At 36.9% G+C, this 19,742-nt stretch carries 19 protein-coding genes, 1 tRNA gene and 1 other annotated feature; of the genes, 19 read left to right on the top strand and 1 reads right to left on the bottom strand.

What is annotated here, in order from left to right:
* The 4 genes from BVF91_RS06950 to radA all read left to right on the top strand — a co-directional run bounded on the left by BVF91_RS06950 (position 1) and on the right by radA (position 5,441).
* The gene (locus tag BVF91_RS06950; RefSeq protein WP_085112728.1) at positions 1-528 is read left to right on the top strand and encodes a UvrB/UvrC motif-containing protein; all 528 of its coding nucleotides are present in this window, start codon (positions 1-3) and stop codon (positions 526-528) included.
* Between the two features lie 9 nt (positions 529-537).
* Complete coding sequence (locus BVF91_RS06945; protein WP_085112727.1) at positions 538-1,545, top strand: protein arginine kinase; 1,008 nt, start codon at positions 538-540, stop codon at positions 1,543-1,545.
* Positions 1,546-1,564: 19 nt separating this feature from the next.
* Positions 1,565-3,997, top strand: a complete 2,433-nt coding sequence (locus BVF91_RS06940) for an ATP-dependent Clp protease ATP-binding subunit (RefSeq protein WP_085112726.1) — start codon at positions 1,565-1,567, stop codon at positions 3,995-3,997.
* A gap of 97 nt (positions 3,998-4,094) precedes the next feature.
* The gene (gene radA / locus BVF91_RS06935; RefSeq protein ID WP_085112725.1) at positions 4,095-5,441 is read left to right on the top strand and encodes a DNA repair protein RadA; all 1,347 of its coding nucleotides are present in this window, start codon (positions 4,095-4,097) and stop codon (positions 5,439-5,441) included.
* Between the two features lie 24 nt (positions 5,442-5,465).
* Here the strand turns inward: radA and BVF91_RS06930 are convergent, their stop codons facing one another.
* A complete protein-coding gene (locus BVF91_RS06930) occupies positions 5,466-5,861 on the bottom strand; it encodes a nucleoside triphosphate pyrophosphohydrolase family protein (RefSeq protein WP_013787120.1) in 396 nt (131 codons plus the stop codon).
* Positions 5,862-6,115: 254 nt separating this feature from the next.
* On the opposite strand from BVF91_RS06930, the gene BVF91_RS06925 reads away from it, so the two are divergent.
* From BVF91_RS06925 to BVF91_RS06855, 15 genes are all read left to right on the top strand, one after another.
* Positions 6,116-7,219, top strand: coding sequence for a PIN/TRAM domain-containing protein (locus BVF91_RS06925; RefSeq protein ID WP_013787121.1), 1,104 nt, complete (start codon positions 6,116-6,118; stop codon positions 7,217-7,219).
* Between the two features lie 131 nt (positions 7,220-7,350).
* The gene (locus BVF91_RS06920) at positions 7,351-8,448 is read left to right on the top strand and encodes an RNA-guided endonuclease InsQ/TnpB family protein (RefSeq protein ID WP_085112724.1); all 1,098 of its coding nucleotides are present in this window, start codon (positions 7,351-7,353) and stop codon (positions 8,446-8,448) included.
* A 240-nt stretch (positions 8,449-8,688) separates the two neighbouring features.
* Positions 8,689-9,381, top strand: coding sequence for a 2-C-methyl-D-erythritol 4-phosphate cytidylyltransferase (gene ispD / locus BVF91_RS06915; protein ID WP_085112723.1), 693 nt, complete (start codon positions 8,689-8,691; stop codon positions 9,379-9,381).
* A gap of 65 nt (positions 9,382-9,446) precedes the next feature.
* Positions 9,447-10,691 carry a lipase family alpha/beta hydrolase gene (locus tag BVF91_RS06910; RefSeq protein WP_206199032.1) on the top strand — a complete coding sequence of 415 codons (1,245 nt, stop codon included), beginning with the start codon at positions 9,447-9,449 and terminating at the stop codon, positions 10,689-10,691.
* A 10-nt stretch (positions 10,692-10,701) separates the two neighbouring features.
* Positions 10,702-11,184: a 2-C-methyl-D-erythritol 2,4-cyclodiphosphate synthase gene (gene ispF, locus BVF91_RS06905; protein WP_085112721.1), complete on the top strand. Its 483-nt coding sequence runs from the start codon at positions 10,702-10,704 to the stop codon at positions 11,182-11,184.
* A 48-nt stretch (positions 11,185-11,232) separates the two neighbouring features.
* Positions 11,233-12,945, top strand: coding sequence for a proline--tRNA ligase (locus BVF91_RS06900; protein ID WP_085112720.1), 1,713 nt, complete (start codon positions 11,233-11,235; stop codon positions 12,943-12,945).
* 71 nt (positions 12,946-13,016) lie between these two features.
* Entirely contained in the window at positions 13,017-13,256 is a 240-nt protein-coding gene (locus BVF91_RS06895) for a hypothetical protein (RefSeq protein WP_085112719.1), read from the top strand.
* A gap of 134 nt (positions 13,257-13,390) precedes the next feature.
* Positions 13,391-14,848 (top strand): glutamate--tRNA ligase, encoded by a 1,458-nt coding sequence (gene gltX, locus BVF91_RS06890; RefSeq protein ID WP_085112718.1) that lies wholly within the window; start codon positions 13,391-13,393, stop codon positions 14,846-14,848.
* Positions 14,845-15,038, top strand: a binding site (T-box leader). Its footprint overlaps the gene before it by 4 nt.
* Positions 15,039-15,088: 50 nt before the next feature.
* Positions 15,089-15,760, top strand: coding sequence for a serine O-acetyltransferase EpsC (epsC, locus tag BVF91_RS06885; protein ID WP_085112717.1), 672 nt, complete (start codon positions 15,089-15,091; stop codon positions 15,758-15,760).
* A complete protein-coding gene (gene cysS / locus BVF91_RS06880) occupies positions 15,747-17,141 on the top strand; it encodes a cysteine--tRNA ligase (protein WP_085112716.1) in 1,395 nt (464 codons plus the stop codon). Before epsC ends, cysS begins: the two co-directional genes overlap by 14 nt.
* On the top strand, positions 17,141-17,563 hold the full coding sequence (locus BVF91_RS06875) for a Mini-ribonuclease 3 (RefSeq protein WP_085112821.1): 423 nt from the start codon (positions 17,141-17,143) through the stop codon (positions 17,561-17,563). The genes cysS and BVF91_RS06875 overlap by 1 nt, the downstream gene beginning before the upstream one ends.
* A 2-nt stretch (positions 17,564-17,565) precedes the next feature.
* The gene (gene rlmB / locus BVF91_RS06870) at positions 17,566-18,312 is read left to right on the top strand and encodes a 23S rRNA (guanosine(2251)-2'-O)-methyltransferase RlmB (protein ID WP_085112715.1); all 747 of its coding nucleotides are present in this window, start codon (positions 17,566-17,568) and stop codon (positions 18,310-18,312) included.
* A 4-nt stretch (positions 18,313-18,316) separates the two neighbouring features.
* Positions 18,317-18,811 (top strand): NYN domain-containing protein, encoded by a 495-nt coding sequence (locus BVF91_RS06865; RefSeq protein ID WP_085112714.1) that lies wholly within the window; start codon positions 18,317-18,319, stop codon positions 18,809-18,811.
* Positions 18,812-18,903: 92 nt separating this feature from the next.
* Positions 18,904-19,548 (top strand): RNA polymerase sporulation sigma factor SigH, encoded by a 645-nt coding sequence (gene sigH / locus BVF91_RS06860; RefSeq protein WP_085112713.1) that lies wholly within the window; start codon positions 18,904-18,906, stop codon positions 19,546-19,548.
* A gap of 56 nt (positions 19,549-19,604) precedes the next feature.
* Positions 19,605-19,680 (top strand) — tRNA-Thr (locus tag BVF91_RS06855).
* Positions 19,681-19,742 lie beyond the last annotated feature (62 nt).

Below are 19,742 nucleotides of genomic sequence, written 5' to 3'. Positions count from 1 at the left end.
ATGTTGTGCGATAAATGCAAAGAAAGACCAGCGACAGTCCATTATACTCAAATAATAAACGGCGTCAAGACAGAAATGAATTTGTGTGAGCAATGCGCTCAACAGGAAGGACTTTTAAACAGCGAGACATTTTCACCGTTTGTTAATTTTACACCATTTTCTGTGCAGGATTTGTTGGCAGGATTGATGAATTTTCTTCCAAATACAGGAAATACTTATATAGAGGAGCAATTAAAGTGCAGCAATTGCGGCATGACATACGACAGATTTAAAGAAACAGGCAGGCTTGGATGCAGTAGATGCTATGATTCTTTTTCAGATGAATTAAACCCGCTTATAAGGAGAATTCACGGAAGCACTGGACATAGAGGCAAGATTCCAAGAAAGACAGGTGGAGCATTAAGGGCAAAGAGAGAAATAGAGGAGCTTAAAGCGAAACTTGATAAGGCAGTAAAAGAGGAAGCATTTGAGGAAGCTGCAAAATTGAGAGATAAAATCAGAGAATTGGAGAAAAAGTATGGAAAGTAGGTGATGCTGATGTTTGACCATGACAATGATGTTGTGATTTCCAGCAGAATTAGACTTGCCAGAAATTTAAGCAATATTCCATTTCCGCCTGTCATGACGGAAAGTGAGGCAGAAAAAGTCAAAGAATCGGTAAAAAAGGCCATATTTGACAGTAAAACAATACTTTCAACGCAGTTTTCAGAGTACGACATGAAAAAAATAACTCCTCTTGAGAGGCAATCTCTTGTTGAAAGGCATTTGATAAGCCCTGATCTTGCACAAAACACTAAAAACGGCAGTGCCCTTATAAAAAACGACGGAACTGTAAGCATACTTATAAACGAGGAGGATCACTTAAGGATTCAGACTATATTTAATGGGCTTAATTTAAAAGAAGCTTGGGATCTGGCAGACAAGATTGATGATTTGATTGAGGAAAACATAAGCTATGCTTTTGACGAAAAGTTAGGTTACCTTACAGCATGTCCTACGAATGTAGGAACAGGTATAAGAGCGTCTGTGATGGTTCATCTGCCGGCTCTTACTATAACTGGACAGATAGGCAATGTTCTAAATTCTGTATCTAAAATTGGAATAGCAGTAAGAGGTATGTATGGTGAGGGTACTCAATCATTAGGCGATATTTACCAGATATCAAATCAAGTCACATTAGGCCAAAGCGAAGTAGACATAATAGAAAACCTTGAAGGCATTGTAAAACAGATTATATCCAATGAGAGAAAATCAAGAGAGGATCTTTACAAGAAGAGAAAAGTGCAGATAGAAGACAGAATAGGCAGATCATACGGTCTTTTGACAAATGCAAAGGTGATGTCTACTCAAGAATTCATGAAACTTATTTCAGACGTTAGATTAGGTGCTGTTTTAAACATTGTAAATTTGGACATTCAAAAGATAGATGAGATAACAACACATATTCAGCCTGGAAACCTACAAAAAATAATAGGGAAACAATTAGAGCCATATGAAAGAGATATTAAGAGAGCTGAGTATGTATCAAAATTGATTAAAGGATAAAAATTTAGGAGGTGTTTTTATGGCAATGTTTGGTAGATTTTCGGAAAAAGCACAAAAAGTGCTTTATCAAGCACAGGAGGAAGCTCGTTCACTATACCACAATTACGTGGGAACGGAGCATATCCTTTTAGGACTTATTAAAGAAGAAGACGGCATAGCATCCCGGGTTTTAAAAAGCCTTGGTGTCACTTACGAAGATATAAGAGCAAAGGTAGAATCACTTATTGGAATGGGAAATGTGCCTGGCGATGTGGTAGGATATACGCCAAGAGCAAAGAGGGTTTTGGAGCTTAGCTTTGCTGAGGCCAGAAGGTTTAATACAAATTACATCGGAACAGAGCACATCTTATTGGGCCTTATTAGAGAAGGTGAAGGCGTAGCAGTAAGGATTTTGATGGAGTTAGGTGTAGACTTCAACAGAGTCAGAGAAGAAATAGTAAAGATGGTAAGCGAAGAACCTTCTGGCACTACAAATAAAGCGCAAAGAGCTAAGAATACAAATACACCTAACTTGAACCAGTTTGGAAGAGATCTTACAGAGCTTGCAAGGGAAGGAAAGTTGGATCCTGTCATTGGACGTGAAAAGGAGATAGAAAGAGTAATACAGATTTTAAGCAGAAGGACTAAAAACAATCCATGCCTTATTGGCGAACCTGGAGTAGGTAAAACTGCAATCGCCGAAGGATTGGCAGAGGCCATCGAAAGTGGTACTATACCGGAGATTTTAAAGGGTAAACGGGTTGTAACATTAGATATGGCTTCAATGGTTGCAGGCACGAAGTACAGAGGAGAATTTGAGGATAGGCTGAAAAATGTATTGAATGAGGTCATCAAGGCAGGAAATGTCATACTTTTTATAGATGAGCTTCACACTATAATAGGTGCTGGTGCGGCAGAAGGTGCAATAGATGCATCTAATATCTTAAAGCCAGCCCTTGCGAGAGGAGAGATACAAGTCATTGGTGCTACTACAATCGATGAATACAGGAAGTACATTGAAAAAGATCCTGCTCTCGAAAGGAGATTTCAACCTATAATGGTTGAGGAGCCGTCTGTTGAAGAAACGATAGAAATATTAAAAGGACTAAGGGACAAGTATGAAGCACATCACAGGATAAAGATTACCGATGAAGCGATTGAAGCAGCAGCAAAACTTTCCCACAGGTATATAACAGATAGATTCCTTCCTGATAAGGCTATAGACCTTATAGATGAAGCTGCGTCGCGAGTCAGACTTAAGACAGTTACAGCGCCGCCAGAGATAAAAGAATTGGAAGATAAATTAAATATGCTTAATAAAGATAAAGAAGAGGCTATAAGGACTCAGGAGTACGAAAAAGCTGCTAAGATAAGAGATGAAGAGCAAAAAGTTAAAGAGCAACTGGAAAACTTAAAATCAAAATGGCAGCAGAATTCATTAGTTAAAGAAAAAAGCGTTGGTGCTGAAGAAATTTCGCAAATTGTATCCCTTTGGACTGGCATTCCAACACAGAAGCTTGCACAAGAAGAATCTGAAAGGCTTTTGCATTTGGAAGATATACTGCACAAGCGTGTAATAGGTCAGGATGAAGCAGTGGATGCAGTGGCAAGAGCCATAAGAAGGGCAAGAGTTGGACTTAAAGATCCGAAAAGACCTATTGGATCATTTATATTCTTAGGGCCAACAGGTGTCGGTAAGACAGAGCTTAGCAAAGCGCTAGCAGAAGCCATGTTTGGAGACGAATCAGCGATAGTCAGAATAGATATGTCTGAGTATATGGAAAAATTCTCTGTATCAAGGCTTATCGGCTCTCCTCCAGGATATGTTGGATATGAAGAAGGCGGAGAGCTTACAGAAAAAATAAGAAGAAAGCCGTATTCGGTCATCTTATTTGACGAAATTGAAAAAGCTCATCCAGATGTGTTTAATATACTGTTGCAAATATTAGACGATGGAAGGCTGACAGATTCAAAAGGCAGAACGGTAGATTTCAAAAATACACTCATAATAATGACTTCCAACGTTGGAGCACAGCTTATTAAGAAGCAGACTACTTTAGGTTTTATGCCTGAAAGCAACGCAGAAAAAGAATCGTACGAAAAGATGAAGGAAAACATCTTAGAGGAACTTAAAAAATCATTTAGGCCTGAATTTTTAAACAGGATTGATGATATCATCGTATTCCGTCAACTGACGCAGGATGACATAAGGAAGATTACCGATTTGATGATCGCTGATTTGAATAAGAGGCTTAAAGATAACAACATAAGCCTTGAATTTACAGATGATGCAAAAGAAGAACTTCTTAAAGAAGGCTATGATGTGACTTACGGCGCAAGGCCATTGAGAAGGGCCATACAGAAAGTTGTTGAAAGTGAGCTTTCTGAGCTTATGCTGAAAGGCGAGATAAAATCTGGCGATAAAGTTTTAGTTAAATTAAAAGACGGTAAATTTGATTTTACGAAAGTTTAAGCATACTTGGATACTCTCTTAAGTGAGGGTATCCAATTTTTATATTTCAATGTGATATAATTTTAGTGATAGATATACATGGAAAGTCGGTGGAAATGTGAAAAAAGATAAGACTAAATTTGTCTGCCAACAGTGCGGATTTGAAAGCACAAAGTGGATGGGAAAGTGTCCTAATTGCGATGAATGGAATTCGTTTGTTGAAGAGGTAGTTGAAGACAGCGACAAAAAGTCGCGAGAAAGCGTACTTACATCAAAAGTTGAGCTTTTAAAAGATATAGAGGCAAAGGATGAAGACCGTATAAAAACAGGAATTAGTGAATTTGACAGGGTATTAGGCGGTGGTGTTGTAAAAGGTTCTCTTGTTTTAATTGGGGGAGAACCCGGCATCGGCAAGTCAACTATGCTTTTGCAGATATCGGACGTGATGTCTAATTTCACAAAGGTTTTGTACATTTCAGGAGAAGAATCATCAAGCCAGATAAAAATGAGAGCAGACAGAATCATAAAAGGCAAGCAGGAGATATACTTCTTGGCCGAAACTAACATAAACAATGTGGAAAGACACGTAGAGAAGATATCGCCTGGTTTTATTATAGTTGATTCAATCCAGACTATGTACGCAGATGAAAGCACAACTATACCAGGCAGTGTGTCGCAAGTAAGGCAAGTTACGCAGCATCTTTTAAGGCTATCGAAACAAAACGGGATTACTGTATTCATAATAGGTCATGTAACTAAGGAAGGCTCTATAGCAGGCCCAAGAGTGTTGGAGCATATGGTGGATACTGTATTGTACTTTGAAGGTGATAGGACGCAGTCATTTAGGATATTAAGAGCTTACAAAAACAGATTTGGCTCTACAAATGAAATAGGGGTATTTGAAATGGAATCAGAAGGTTTAAAAGAGGTAAAGAATCCTTCTGAAGTGCTTTTATCTGGGAGAGATTTGAATGCACCGGGTCTTGCTGTAATAAGCTCTATGGAGGGCACGAGGCCAATTTTATTAGAGGTTCAATCGCTTATTTGCCATACTAATTTTGGATTGCCAAGGAGGATGTCAACAGGCATAGATTACAACAAATTTGTCCTTTTATTGGCTGTATTGGAAAAGAAATGTGGGATAAATCTTTCACAATCAGACGTATACTTAAATATAGCTGGTGGATTGAAAGTACAAGAGCCTGCGGCTGATTTAGGAATAGTTGCAGCTTTAATATCAGGGTATTTAAATATTCCCATCTCTAATGACATCTGTTTTTCTGGTGAGGTTGGATTGATAGGCGAAGTAAGACCTGTAAGCAATTTAGAGAGAAGGATAAGTGAAGCCAGAAAGATGGGGTTTAAAACAATAGTAGTGCCACAGATGAAGGTAGAAAATAATTACGATATGAACGTAAAAAAGATTAAAAACATCGTAGAACTTACAGATGTAATTGCAAAATAAAAAGTGGGTCTATCCCCACTAAAATCACAGCATATTGAAAACTCCCAGCGTATTAAGCTCTTTATCCTTTTTAAGCAAAATATCATAGAAGTTTAATCCCAAAGTGTTGCAAAGCGCTATTATATAGAATATGTTGTTGCCGATTTCGGTTTCTAAAACTTCACGGCAGTTATCGCACAACTGACCATCCACATGTGTTTTGATGTACTTATGTGCGTCTTCTATCATGGCATCTTCAGGGATTTCTTGCTTTTGTGCATTGATTTTTAGACAACCGCACTCTGTAACAGATTTTGCTACTGCTCTGTTGACTCTGGCACTGCTTTCTTGAATTTTTGTCAAAATATCGAGAATGCTTTTGTGACGTATTAAGTATTCTTCTACTGTGTTTTGTAGATCATCGACTATTATATCCTTCATGGTTATGCCCACTCCCGTTTCTTTAAATCTTAAATCAATTATATACTTGTAAATGTTGTGTTGTCAATATTTACACGAAATAACATTTATAGCATGACTAAATTTTTTGTAAATTGACAATGTTTATCTATAAGTAGTATACTTTTATTAAAGAAGCCCTATACATGTAAAATTTGTTATGTGCCTTTATAAAATTTCCCCATTGACTTATAATTAGTGACATTTTTGATAATAATAGAAGTGGAGGTGAATATATGTTATACAAAATTGTAAGAGGAATTATTTCGATAGTTGGCTTAGGAGTGGGATTTGAAGCGGCTTACCTGTCTTTGGCCGTATTGAAGCTGCAAAAACTGATGGATTTGACATTGACAAGTATTACATCAATCATTGTATACGCTGTTGGGGCTTTGATAGGCGGAATCATATTTTTTATTTTTTCTCCTAAACTTATTAAATGGGGAAAAGATTTCGAAGGTTGGCTTGAGACAGCACTTCAAAAATCACCGATATACGATATCTTAGTTGGCGCTTTTGGATTAATCATTGGATTGATTTTGGCAAACCTTATTAGCGCTCCTATTTATCAGCTTCCATTTGTAGGAAAGGTTATTCCTATAATAATCAGTGTGTTTTTCGGTTATCTTGGAATAAGCATATCATTGAAGAAAAAAGATGAATTTATGAATTTGTTTGCGATAGTGAAAAAGATGGGACAGCAAAAATCTCAAAAAGTAGAGATAAGCGAGATACCAAAAATTCTCGATACCAGTGTCATAATAGATGGCAGGATTTTTGATATATGTAAAACGGGGTTTGTAGAAGGACCACTCATCATACCTAATTTTGTGCTGGAGGAATTGAGGCATATAGCTGATTCATCTGATTCATTAAAGAGGAATAGAGGCAGAAGAGGCCTTGATGTTTTAAATAAGATACAGAAGGAATTGGATATGAAGGTGCAGATTGTAGATAAGGATGTGGACGCATCCGAAGTAGACACGAAACTTTTAAGGCTTGCTAAGATGATGAATGGGAAAGTCATAACAAATGATTATAATTTGAATAAAGTAGCTGAATTTCAAGGTGTACCCGTCCTTAATATAAATGAACTTTCAAATGCGGTAAAGCCTGTGGTGCTTCCTGGAGAAGAGATGGTCGTTCAGGTCATAAAGGATGGGAAGGAATCTGGTCAAGGCATAGCCTATCTTGACGATGGCACTATGATCGTGGTAGACGGTGGCAAAAAACATATAGGCGATACATTGGATGTCCTTGTAACAAGCGTTTTACAGACTGCAGCAGGTAGAATGATATTTGCCAAACCGAAGCAAACAGATCAAGAAAAAGCTATGTGATATTTTAACGAAGGCTTGAAAGAAGTCTCCCATCCTCTATAGGTGGGAGATGTATTTTTATTGTTTTCCATAGAATAATATGCCATAATAGATACAGAAAATTTTATTGTAGAAAGCCAAGGTGAGAAAAGATGATGATATGTCAGCATTTTCTCATAGAACCAACAAAAGAACAGGAAGAAAAGCTTTTTTATACATTGTATTTGTGCCGCAAATTATACAACTATTCACTGGATCAAAGAATAAAACATTACAAACAATATGGCAAAGGACTTACATATAAAGAACAGCAGAACATGCTTCCAAAATATAAAAAAGAACATACAGAATACAAATTAGTACAGTCGCAAATATTACAGGATGTGTTGAGAAGATTAGATAGAGCATATAAAAACTTCTTTGACAAAAGAGCCAAATATCCTAAATTCAAAGATAAATATCACTACACATCAATAACACTTCCACAATGTGAAACAAAAAGAAACTTTGGGAAAGAAGGATATGTATACATAAAAAATATAGGGCATATAAAAATCAAAGCACATAGAAACTTTGATCCAACAAAAGTCAAAACAATAAACATAAAATACCATGCAGGAAAGTGGTATATAAATCTATCAGTTGAAGTAGAAGAAGAAAAAGATAAAACAGTCATAAAAGAAAAAGCAATAGGAGTAGACAAAGGAATAAACTCAATAGCTGCGACATCAGATGGAGAATTATACTCAAATCCTAGATGGCTACAAAAATCAGAGAAGAAACTAAAAAGACTGCAAAGACAACTTTCAAGAAAAAAGAAAGGAAGCAAAAACAGAGAAAAGCAAAAGAAAAAATTAGCGAAACTTCATGAAAAAGTAGCGAATCAAAGAAGGGACTATCTACATAAGATAAGCTATAACATAGTAAAACATAATGACATCATATGCGTTGAAGATTTGCAAGTAAAAAATATGATGAAAAATCATAAACTTGCAAAATCGATAGCAAATGCAGGATGGGGAATGTTAGACAAATATCTCCAGTATAAAGCAGAAAAAGAAGGAAAAATCTTCGTAAAAGTAGATCCAGCATATACATCACAAAGATGTTCAAGATGCGGGAAAATAGTAGAAAAAGACTTATCAGTAAGAATACACAAATGCGAGTGCGGATTAGAGATAGATAGAGATATAAATGCAGCGATAAATGTGCTGTATGAAGGATTAAGACAATTAAGAATAGCTGTATAAAAACGCAACAACATTTTTCGTAGGGAAGGTTCCTCCCGAAGTTACGCCTATGGAGATTGTGTAAGACCTGCTGTGAATAGCAGTAGGCAACGGTCTATGAAGTAGGAAGCTCCACCCTCTATAGGATGGAGTAGGTTCACGGCATTTTCTTTTGGAAGATGCCTTTTTTATTTTGTCGATGGCGGAAAGATGGTGAATATGATATAATTTTACCAGTATATTTTTTGTAGAGGGTGCATTATGTTTATTAGTGCAATAGTCGTTGCTGCTGGTAAAGGCAGAAGAATGGGAACAAAATTAAACAAGGTTTTTTTGAAATTAAACGGAAAGCCTGTTCTATACTATACTCTAAATGTCTTTGAAAAATTATCGGAACTTAATGAGATAATTTTAGTGGTGTCTAACGAAGACATAGATTACTGCAGACGGGAAATAATCGATAAATATAATTTTAAAAAGGTAAAGCAGATAGTTGCCGGTGGGATGGAGAGACAGGAATCTGTTTTCAATGGGTTAAAGGCTGTGAATAGCAGATGCGACATAGTGATGATACATGATGGAGCAAGACCTTTTATCGACGAGGCCACACTAAAAAAGGGCATAGAAGAGTCTAAACATCACAGTGCTGTAGGTATTGCTGTTCCAGTGAAAGATACTATAAAGGTAGTTGACGATGACAATTTTGTAGTAGATACCCCTGATAGGACAAATCTTATGGCCATCCAAACGCCACAAATTTTTGAATACAGGCTTATATACGAAGCACATTTAAAAGCAATGGAAGATGGTTTTTTAGGTACAGATGATACTGTCCTTGTAGAAAGGCTTGGACATAAAGTAAAACTTGTGGAAGGTAGCTACAGGAATATAAAGATTACTACTCCTGAGGATTTGATAATATCTGAGGCTTTCTTAAAAACAATATATCAATAACATTATTATTTTAACCTCATATAATTATAGCAGGAGAGATGCCTAAATTATATGAGGTGATTGTGATGAGAAGGCCTCTTGTATTTATTCACGGAATATTTGGCTCCATGTATGTTCCTACGCTTGTTGGCAAAGCATGGGGGTTTGGACCTGCAGGTTATATATACGATTCTTTCGTTGAAAATTTGAAATCATTGGGATATACGGAGGGCAAAAATCTTTTTATTTGCTATTATGAATGGTGGAAGGATATACCTGAGTGTGTAAACACACTTATGTCTAAGATAAATGAGGCAAAAATAAAAAATAATTGCGATAAAGTCGACGTTGTATGCCACAGCATGGGTGGTTTACTTCTTAGAAGCTATGTGCAAGGAGATTTTTACAGAAATGATGTAGGCAAAGTGGTTTTTTTATCTTCTCCTCATTATGGAGCTGCTAATGCATATTATGCGTGGGAAGGCGGTGCAGTTCCTCCTGACAACGACGAGGATTTTTTAAATATACTTTTAAGGGGATTTATCTGGGCTATAGGTAAAATAAAAGGGGAGAAAGATGAGCTTATGATAATAAGAAGATATATTCCATCTATAAAATCTCTCATGCCAAGTGTTGAATATGGAAACTACGTTTTTAAATACCCGATTAAAAACAACAAGATCGTGTTTAAAAATATACTTTACATGAAGGAACAGAATAGATTTTTAAATGAATTAAACAGCTCAATTGATAAATTTTATGAAAGAGCCGATGAAGTTTATGTTTTTTCGGGAAATGGTATATACACGAATAAATTCATTCAAGTTGCTGATAGTGACGATAGCGTATTGTGGCCTGACGGTCGGGCTGTTGGTGTTGTGAGAGATGATAAAGGGGATGGAACCGTATTGATTAAAAGTGCTTTAGGAGTTGAGGGAAATAAATATGTCTTGAATGCAGGCCATGGAGGAATATTAAATGCTTCTATTCCGCATCTAAAAGAAATATTGGGCGTAGAAGAAGCACCTAAGGCAAGCGTTTTGGAAAAGATATTGTCTTTTGTAAATATATTGACAGATAGTAAAGTCCTTGTGCTTGACAGAGGGCAAAAACTTAAAAAGTACAATGTCTTTGGAAAAGTAAATTGGTACATGGCTATTAATGAAGAAGGGGAATACCACTTTTCTTCACCAGACTTTGCAGCAAGGTCTATCATGATTCATACAAATAAAGGTTTTGCTGTTAAAACAATAAAGCAAAAAGACAGATTTAGGAAGTCTGAAACTCGTCTTTTTGTGGATAGAAATGGAAATTTCGAGTTTAAGGGATAGGAGTGTTTTTATGAGAGTCGGTATTGGATATGACGTACACAGATTAGAGGCGGGAAGAAAATTGATATTGGGCGGTGTACAGATTCCGTACGTTAAGGGGCTTTTAGGTCATTCAGATGCCGATGTCCTTATACATGCTGTCATTGATGCAATTCTCGGTGCTGCAGGGTTAGGCGATATAGGAACTCATTTCCCTGACTCCGAATGGATCTATAAGGATATAGACAGCACTGTGCTCCTTAAGAAGACGTTAGATTTGATAAAAGATAAATACTCTTTAAACAATATTGACTGCATCATTGTAGCTCAGGAACCGAAATTGGCACCGTATAAAGATGCTATATCCAAAAATCTGTCGAAAGTTTTAAATATTGGGATTGACAGAGTTAACATTAAAGCAAAGACCGAAGAAGGTCTTGGATTCACAGGTAGAAAAGAAGGAATTGCTGCGTACGCGATAGCAAGTCTTTCTGAAAAATGTATTGACAGTTAAAATTAAATTAAATAAAATACAAACATGATAAATATTAGGAGGTAGACGATGAGATTATCACAATTGTTTATACCAACGATGAGAGAGGTACCAGCGGAAGCTGAGATACCAAGCCATATTCTCATGTTAAAAGCCGCCATGATGAGAAAACTTGCATCAGGTGTGTACATTTATTTGCCGCTTGGCAAAAGGGTCCTTAAGAAGATTGAAGAAATTGTGAGAGAAGAGATGGACAGAGCAGGGGCACAGGAGGTGCTTATGTCCGCCATAATACCTGCGGAACTTTTAAAAGAATCCGGCAGATGGGATGTTTTTGGACCTGAAATGTTTAAGCTAAAAGACAGAAATGACAGGGAATTTTGCTTAGGTCCTACCCATGAAGAAGTTTTTACAGACCTTATAAGAAATGATGTAAAGTCATATAGGCAGCTTCCATTGACAATATATCAGATTCAGACGAAGTATAGAGATGAGAGGCGGCCCAGATTTGGTGTCATGAGGTCTCGCGAATTTATAATGAAAGATGCTTACAGCTTTGATGTCGATTGGGATGGACTGGATGTGTCTTTTGATAAGATGTACGATGCTTACTGCAGGATATTTGACAGGTGCGGCTTAAAGTACACTGTCGTTGAAGCTGATACAGGTGCTATGGGTGGAAAGGATTCTAAAGAATTTATGGTGACATCTAATGTTGGAGAAGCAGTAATTGTCTATTGCGACAACTGCGGCTATGCTGCCAATGAAGAAAAGGCAGAATGTACTATTCAGCATGTAAGTGATGAAGAGATGAGGACATTAGAAAGAATTTATACGCCTGATGTAAAGACGATCGATGAACTTGTGTCGCATTTGGATGTTGAAGCAGAAAGATTTGTAAAGACGTTGATATACAAGTACAAGGATAAGGTAGCTGCAGTTCTTATAAGAGGCGACAGGGAAGTAAACCTTGTAAAACTGGCGAATCTTTTGAATGTAAGCGAAAATGATGTTGAATTGGCTGATGAAGAAACTGTAAAGAAAGTCACATCTGCCAATGTAGGATTTGCTGGTCCTATTGGACTTAAAGGGGATGTAATGATTATAGCAGATGCGGAGATACCTGCCATGAGAAATGTCATCGTCGGCGCTAATGAGACAGACTACCATTTGAAAAATGTCAATTACGGAAGAGACTTTAAAGCGGATGTAGTATCAGATGTTAGAAAAGTTGTAGACGGCGATAAATGCCCAAAATGTGGAAATCCTTTAAAACTGGATAGAGGAATTGAAGTAGGACACATTTTTAAATTAGGCACAAAATATTCTGATGCATTAGGTGCAAATTATATAGATGAAAATGGCAATGAAAAGCCTATAATAATGGGCTGTTACGGCATAGGGTTAAACAGAATTGCGGCTGCTGCAATAGAGCAAAATCACGATGACAAAGGCATCATTTGGCCAATGTCTATAGCACCATATCACGTCATAGTTGTACCTGTAAATGTGTCAAATGATGCGCAGAGAGATCTTGCAGAGAAATTGTACGATGAATTATCTAAAGCTGGCATTGAGGTTTTGATTGACGACAGGGATTTGAGAGCAGGCGTAAAATTTAATGACGCTGATTTGTTAGGTATACCTATTAGAATAACCGTAGGAAAGAAAGCCCAAGACAATATTGTTGAGCTGAAATTAAGAAAAGAAGAAAAGCCGATAGAATTAAAATACGATGAAGTTTTAGGGAAAGTTAAAGAATTAATAAGTGAAAATATATAGGAGCTAAATGCTCCTTTTTTGCATAATATTTTAAGAATGACAAAAAAATAAAGTAGGAAAGGAGTGGTTTAATGTCCATTTACATAATGGGGATTTCTGTCGATAAAAGATCGGATTTTGCACCAAAGGTGCAAGAAGTATTGACGAAGCATGGACAAAACATATTGGCCAGGTTTGGAATACACGATGACAACGATGATAATGGGCTTATAACGTTAAATGTCAGAGGTGATGAGAAGTATATAAACGAATTTTCAAAAGAGCTTACAAGCATTCCGTCTGTTAAAGTAAATCACATGACGGTTAAATGATTAAAGGGATAGGAGACTATCCCTTTATTGCTTTAATTAAGTATTAGATTGCCGTTTTTATGAAAACATATTGTAAGTATGAAATAAAATTTGTATAATGGTATATGATGAATACAAAAGATGGAGATGGCTATATGGAAAAAAGAGTTAGGTTTGCACCAAGCCCTACAGGTGCTATTCACATAGGAAATATACGCACTGCGTTATTTAATTATCTATTTTCAAGAAGCGAAGGTGCTAAGCTTATATTGAGGATAGAAGATACGGATTTGACAAGATCTTCAAAGGATTTTGAAAAGTTAATATTCAAAGAGTTAAGCTGGCTTGGCATAGAATGGGATGAAGGGCCTGACAAACCCGGTGAATACGGACCGTACAGGCAAAGCGAAAGGCTTCATATATACAATGAATATGCAGAAAAGCTTATAAAAGAAGGTAAAGCCTATAGATGTTACTGTACTCCTGAAGAGCTGGATAAAGACAGAGAGGAATCTGTTAAAAGAGGAGATATACCGAGGTATTCTGGAAGATGCCGGCATTTGACTAAAGAACAGGAAGAGGAGTATTTGCGGCAAGGCAGGAAACCTTCCATTAGATTCATAATTCCTGATGATGTTACAATATCATTTGATGATATGATAAAGGGAAAGATCGAAATTAAGTCAGACACGCTTGGTGGTGACATGATAATAGTAAAATCTGATGGCATGCCGACTTACAACTTTGCAGTCGTTGTAGATGATACTCTCATGAAAATAACCCATGTCATAAGAGGTGAAGATCATATTTACAACACTCCCAAACAGCTTCTCATTTATGAGGCACTTGGCTTTAAACCACCTGTATTCGCTCATGCGCCTCTTATCTTAGGACCAGACAGGACTAAGCTTTCCAAAAGGCATGGGAATACTTACATTGGACAATACAGGGAAATGGGGTACCTACCTGAAGCGATGTTTAACTTTTTGTCGCTTTTAAGTTGGTCTCCAGATGACAATGTTGAATTGATGTCTAAAGATGAAATAATTAAAAAATTTAATTTCAATAAGATTCACAGTGCTAATCCTGTTTTTGACATAGAAAAGCTGAATTGGATGAATCAACACTACATTCAGATGAGTCCTATTGAAAGAATTGTAGATTTAAGCTTGCCGCATCTTAAAGAGGCAGGGCACATTGGTGAAAATATAGATGAGGCTACGTACGAATGGCTAAAAAAGGTTGTGTCACTTTTTAAAGATGGCTTGCACTATGTGGCTGAACTGAAAGACAAGGCAAAGATGTTCTTTGTCGATGATTTGGAATACAACAGCGAAGCAAAAGAAACTTTGCTGTCAAATGATGCTAAGAATGTGCTGACGGCGTTTAAAGAGGAAATCGAGAATATGGATGAAGTTACAGAAGAAGGCATAAAAGAGCTTCTAAAGATGTTGCAAAAGAAGATAGGAGTCAAAGGAAAAGCGTTTTTCATGCCTATAAGATTTGCTTTAACAGGGCAAGACCATGGACCTGAACTTGTGATGATAATTCCTCTTTTAGGGAAACATAAAATATTGCAAAGGATAGATAAAGCCTTAAAATCAATATCGTAAATGTGATGATTGGGAGAGTAGCATAATAGATTCCAAAAGAGAGGAGCTGTCGTGGGCTGAAAGCAGCTTCTGGATATATTGTGTGAAGTGCACCCATGAGCAATGCGCATTGTCGCACGGGTATCCGTTATAAATACAAGTGGAGTTTACTCAATCAGAGTGGAACCGCGAGCCCCCCCTCGTCTCTGGATGATGGGGGATTTTTTTATCAATTATTTATTGAAAAGGGGATTGGTTATCATGTTTAAAACATTGAAGGAGGACATTAAAGTAGTGTTTGAGAGGGATCCTGCTGCAAAAAGCGTGTTAGAAGTAGTTTTATGCTATCCGGGATTCCATGCTATAATATTTCATAGAATTGCACACTACTTATACAATAAAAAGCTGTTGCTGTTATCAAGGCTTATTTCACAATTTAGCAGGTTTTTAACTGGAATAGAAATACACCCAGGTGCTAAAATAGGAAAGGGATTTTTTATAGATCACGGAATGGGCGTAGTGATAGGGGAAACGACAGAAATAGGGGATAATGTGACGCTGTACCAAGGAGTTACATTAGGCGGTACTGGAAAGGATAAGGGTAAGAGGCATCCTACTATAGGCAATAATGTAGTTGTTGGAAGTGGTGCAAAAGTCTTAGGGCCTATAAAGATAGGCGATAATACGAAAATAGGTGCAGGTGCTGTAGTGCTACATGACGTTCCACCAAATTGCACTGTCGTTGGTGTTCCTGGACATTGCGTAAAAAAAGACAACGTGAGAGTAAGTCCGGCATCTAAAGTAAATGTGGACTTAGAGCATGGAAAGCTACCTGATCCAATTGAAGATGAGTTAAGAAGGTTAAAAGCCAGAATCAAAAGGTTAGAAACATATATAAACAATGTGGAGGATGATAGAGATGAAGATTTATAATACGCTTACCAGAAAAAAAGAAGAATTCGTGCCATTGAAGGATAATGTTGTAAATATGTATGTATGCGGACCTACTGTGTACAATTTTATCCATATAGGCAATGCGAGAGCGTTTATCGTCTTTGATACTGTCAGAAGGTATCTGGAATATAAGGGTTATAAAGTAAACTATGTGCAGAACTTTACAGATATAGACGATAAACTCATAAAAAGATCCCATGAGGAAAACACAACTGTAAAAGAATTAGCTGACAGGTACATTGAGGAGTATTTCAAGGATGCTGACAGCTTAGGAATAAAAAGAGCCACATTCCATCCAAGAGCTACAGAAAACATCGAAGAAATAATTGAGTTTGTGAAAAAGCTTATTGATAAAGGGTTTGCTTATGAAAAAGATGGGAATGTGTACTACGATACGACGAAGTTCAAGGATTATGGGAAACTTTCACACAAAAATATAGATGAGTTAAAGGCTGGGGCACGAATAGAGGTAAATGAAGACAAGAAAAATCCAACAGACTTCGTCCTTTGGAAGGCTGCGAAGGAAGGAGAACCGTATTGGGATAGCCCGTGGGGTAAAGGCAGACCTGGTTGGCATATTGAGTGCTCAACAATGTCTACAAAGTTCTTAGGCAAAACCCTTGATATACATGCAGGTGGTCCTGATCTCATATTTCCGCATCATGAAAATGAGATTGCACAGAGTGAAGCTGCAAATGATGCAGAGTTTGCAAAGTATTGGATGCACATAGGATACTTAAACATCAATAATGAAAAGATGTCTAAGTCAAAAAACAATTTTTTCACCGTAAGAGACGTAATCAGCCAATACGATCCTGAAGTTTTGAGGTTTTTCATGTTGATGTCTCATTACAGAAACCCAATCAATTATAGTCAAGACCTTATAGAACAAGCAAAGAACGGGTATTTAAGATTAAGCAATACTGTTTACAACTTGAGACACCTTTTAGATGTGGCGGAAGACAGGCAATTAAGCGATGAAGAAAAAGCGTACAAAGAGAAATATGAAGAGTACAAAAGAAAGTTTGAAGAAGCGATGGATGACGATTTTAACACTGCCGATGCCATATCAGTCATCTTTGAGATGGTAAGAGATATTAATTCAAATATAGATGGAAATTCCCCGAAGGAATTGATAAAATATATATTAGATGTTTTTTTGAATTTATCTTCTGTCCTTGGCATAACTTATAAAAAGAAAGAGCTATTGGATGATGAGATCAAAGAACTGATAGAAAAGCGTCAAGAGGCCAGGAAGGCAAAGAACTGGGCAGAAGCTGATAGAATAAGAGATGAATTGAAAAAACAAGGGATAGTATTGGAAGATACACCTAACGGAGTAAGGTGGAAGAGAGTTTGATGAATCTTTTTACAAAGGATGGCAAAGTTTTTACAAAAAAAGATGTCATGAATTTATCGCCGCTTATTATGGCATTTATCGGCGATAGCGTCTATGATTTGTTTATAAGGACGAATATTTCAGCAAAGGGAAATAGGCCTATAAACAAAATTCACAGAGAATGTGTTAAGTACGTAAAAGCGTCATCACAGTCTGAGATTTTGAAAAATCTCTATGACATGTTTGATGAAGAAGAAAAGGATATAATAAGAAGAGGAAGGAATGTAAAAAGCGCTACTATTCCAAAGCATGCCGGTATCGAAGAATACCGGCTGGCTACTGCTTTTGAGGCTTTACTTGGCTATCTGTATCTTTTGGGAAGATACGATAGGCTTGATGAAATACTAAATTATGCATTAAACTATAATATAAATGAGGGTTAATTATGAAAGAAAATGAAAATATAATATACGGAAGGAATCCTGTGTTAGAAGCTATTAATAGCGGACGAGAGATTGAAAAAATATATGTTTCAAAAAATGCCAAAGGTAATATTTCTAAGATTATAAAATCTGCAAGGGATAAAAATATAATCATATCAACTGCAGACAATGTGACATTAGACAAGATGTCCGGAAACGGCAACCATCAGGGAGTAGTCGCATTGTGCTCTCTCTATAAGTATTGTGACGTGGAAGACATACTGGAGTATGCCAATGAGAAAGGTGAAAAGCCTTTTATTCTGTTATTGGACGGGATAACAGACACGCACAACTTTGGAGCCATAATAAGGACTGCAGAAGCTTTTTCAGCACATGGCATCGTAATCCCAAAGAGAAGATCTGCTGTGGTAAACAGCACGGTTGTAAAGACATCAGCAGGTGCCACTGAGTACATGAAAATTGCAAAGGTTTCAAACATAAACAATGCAATAAATAATCTAAAGAAGCAAGGCGTATGGATTGTAGGCAGCAGCGTGGATGCAAAAGATGATTTTAGCAATGTTGATTATGATCAGCCTATAGCCATAGTCATTGGCAGTGAAGGTGAAGGGATATCTGATCTTGTTAAAAAGAACTGTGATTATCTTGTAAAGATACCAATGATGGGCAATATGAATTCGCTGAATGCATCGGTAGCGGCATCTATTTTCATGTACGAGGTTGTACGACAGAGGACGGGTAAGGCGTGATTTGATGTATATGGTGATTGATGGATATAACGTGATAAACAATTGGCAGGATTTAAAGCTTGAGGCGAGAAATAACCTTGAGGACGCCAGACAAAAGTTGATAGACATACTTCAAAATTTTAAAGGGTATACAGGATTTAATATAATACTCGTCTTTGATGCGATGTACGCCAAAGGGAAACAACAAAACAAGGAATATCACAATGGAATTGAAGTCGTATATACAAAGGAAGGTGAGTCTGCTGACAGCTACATTGAAGGATTGATAAAAGAAATAGTCAAAAAAGACAAAGTAGTTGTGGTGACTTCTGATTGGATATTGCAGCAAGTCGTATTGGGTCAAGGCGCCATAAGGATGTCATCAAGGGAATTATACGAAGAATTGAATAATTATTTAGAAGATAAAAAGAAGTTTTATACCAAAGACGACAAGAAAGACAGCATTGAATCAAGACTTTCAGAAGAAATTATAGAGAGGCTTAAAAAAATGGCTGAGTAATAAAAATATTCTTTTATTACAATCTTGACTACAATCTCTATTAAAAGTATAATTATTTATGTGAACTTGGCCTATAAGCGGAGGCGATTTTTGTGAAATCGGGGGCACAATTAGATCTATACAATGTTTTTTCGTCAATGGATGAAGGTGATGTTGTAGAAGAGGCTCAGAGGGGCAACGAAGCAGCGCTGGAATTCATCATTGACAAGTACTATTCTTTTGTCAAGGCAAAGGCTCGTTCCTACTTTTTGGTCGGTGCGGATAAGGAAGATATAGTGCAGGAAGGTATGATCGGGTTATACAAGGCTATTCGCGATTTTAAAAGCGATAAGCTGTCATCGTTTAAAGCTTTTGCTGAGCTATGCATAACGAGACAGATGATAACAGCCATCAAAACTGCTACAAGGCAAAAACATATTCCTCTTAATTCTTACGTTTCTTTAAATAAGCCGATCTTCGAGGAGGAGTCAGACAGGACATTGATGGACGTTGTGTCCAGTGAATGCATATCTGATCCTGAAGAGTTAATAATAAACCGAGAGGAATACGTTAACATCGAAAACAAAATTGGAGAGATGTTAAGCGACCTTGAGTGGGAAGTGCTTATATCCTACCTTGATGGTAAATCGTATCAGGAGATTGCTGTCGAGCTTAGAAGACATGTAAAATCGATAGATAATGCCCTCCAAAGAGTAAAAAGAAAGCTTGAAAGATATCTTGAGATGAGAAATAGTTAAGTATTGACATTTTAAAGCTTTTATAGTAGAATTTAAAATTGATGCAAAATATGATTGCCCACGTAGCTCAGTCGGCAGAGCGTCGCCTTGGTAAGGCGGAGGTCACCGGTTCAATCCCGGTCATGGGCTCCAATTTTATTTTTTTGTACTTAAGTTTTAAAATATAGAAACGCGTGGATGAGTTTATTAAAGTA

This window comes from Thermoanaerobacterium sp. PSU-2, assembly GCF_002102475.1.
Taxonomy (GTDB): Bacteria; Bacillota; Thermoanaerobacteria; order Thermoanaerobacterales; family Thermoanaerobacteraceae; genus Thermoanaerobacterium.
Note: the sequence above shows the minus strand (reverse complement) of the source record. Positions and strands in the feature narration are given on the sequence as shown.

Bases quoted from the DNA above. Each gene is read 5' to 3' on its own strand.
- BVF91_RS06950 (WP_085112728.1), top strand. From the start codon at position 1: ATGTTGTGCGATAAATGCAAAGAAAGACCAGCGACAGTCCATTATACT.
- BVF91_RS06945 (WP_085112727.1), top strand. From the start codon at position 538: ATGTTTGACCATGACAATGATGTTGTGATTTCCAGCAGAATTAGACTT.
- BVF91_RS06940 (WP_085112726.1), top strand. From the start codon at position 1,565: ATGGCAATGTTTGGTAGATTTTCGGAAAAAGCACAAAAAGTGCTTTAT.
- BVF91_RS06930 (WP_013787120.1), bottom strand. From the start codon at position 5,861: ATGAAGGATATAATAGTCGATGATCTACAAAACACAGTAGAAGAATAC.
- BVF91_RS06925 (WP_013787121.1), top strand. From the start codon at position 6,116: ATGTTATACAAAATTGTAAGAGGAATTATTTCGATAGTTGGCTTAGGA.
- BVF91_RS06920 (WP_085112724.1), top strand. From the start codon at position 7,351: ATGATGATATGTCAGCATTTTCTCATAGAACCAACAAAAGAACAGGAA.
- ispD (WP_085112723.1), top strand. From the start codon at position 8,689: ATGTTTATTAGTGCAATAGTCGTTGCTGCTGGTAAAGGCAGAAGAATG.
- BVF91_RS06910 (WP_206199032.1), top strand. From the start codon at position 9,447: ATGAGAAGGCCTCTTGTATTTATTCACGGAATATTTGGCTCCATGTAT.
- ispF (WP_085112721.1), top strand. From the start codon at position 10,702: ATGAGAGTCGGTATTGGATATGACGTACACAGATTAGAGGCGGGAAGA.
- BVF91_RS06900 (WP_085112720.1), top strand. From the start codon at position 11,233: ATGAGATTATCACAATTGTTTATACCAACGATGAGAGAGGTACCAGCG.
- BVF91_RS06895 (WP_085112719.1), top strand. From the start codon at position 13,017: ATGTCCATTTACATAATGGGGATTTCTGTCGATAAAAGATCGGATTTT.
- gltX (WP_085112718.1), top strand. From the start codon at position 13,391: ATGGAAAAAAGAGTTAGGTTTGCACCAAGCCCTACAGGTGCTATTCAC.
- epsC (WP_085112717.1), top strand. From the start codon at position 15,089: ATGTTTAAAACATTGAAGGAGGACATTAAAGTAGTGTTTGAGAGGGAT.
- cysS (WP_085112716.1), top strand. From the start codon at position 15,747: ATGAAGATTTATAATACGCTTACCAGAAAAAAAGAAGAATTCGTGCCA.
- BVF91_RS06875 (WP_085112821.1), top strand. From the start codon at position 17,141: ATGAATCTTTTTACAAAGGATGGCAAAGTTTTTACAAAAAAAGATGTC.
- rlmB (WP_085112715.1), top strand. From the start codon at position 17,566: ATGAAAGAAAATGAAAATATAATATACGGAAGGAATCCTGTGTTAGAA.
- BVF91_RS06865 (WP_085112714.1), top strand. From the start codon at position 18,317: ATGTATATGGTGATTGATGGATATAACGTGATAAACAATTGGCAGGAT.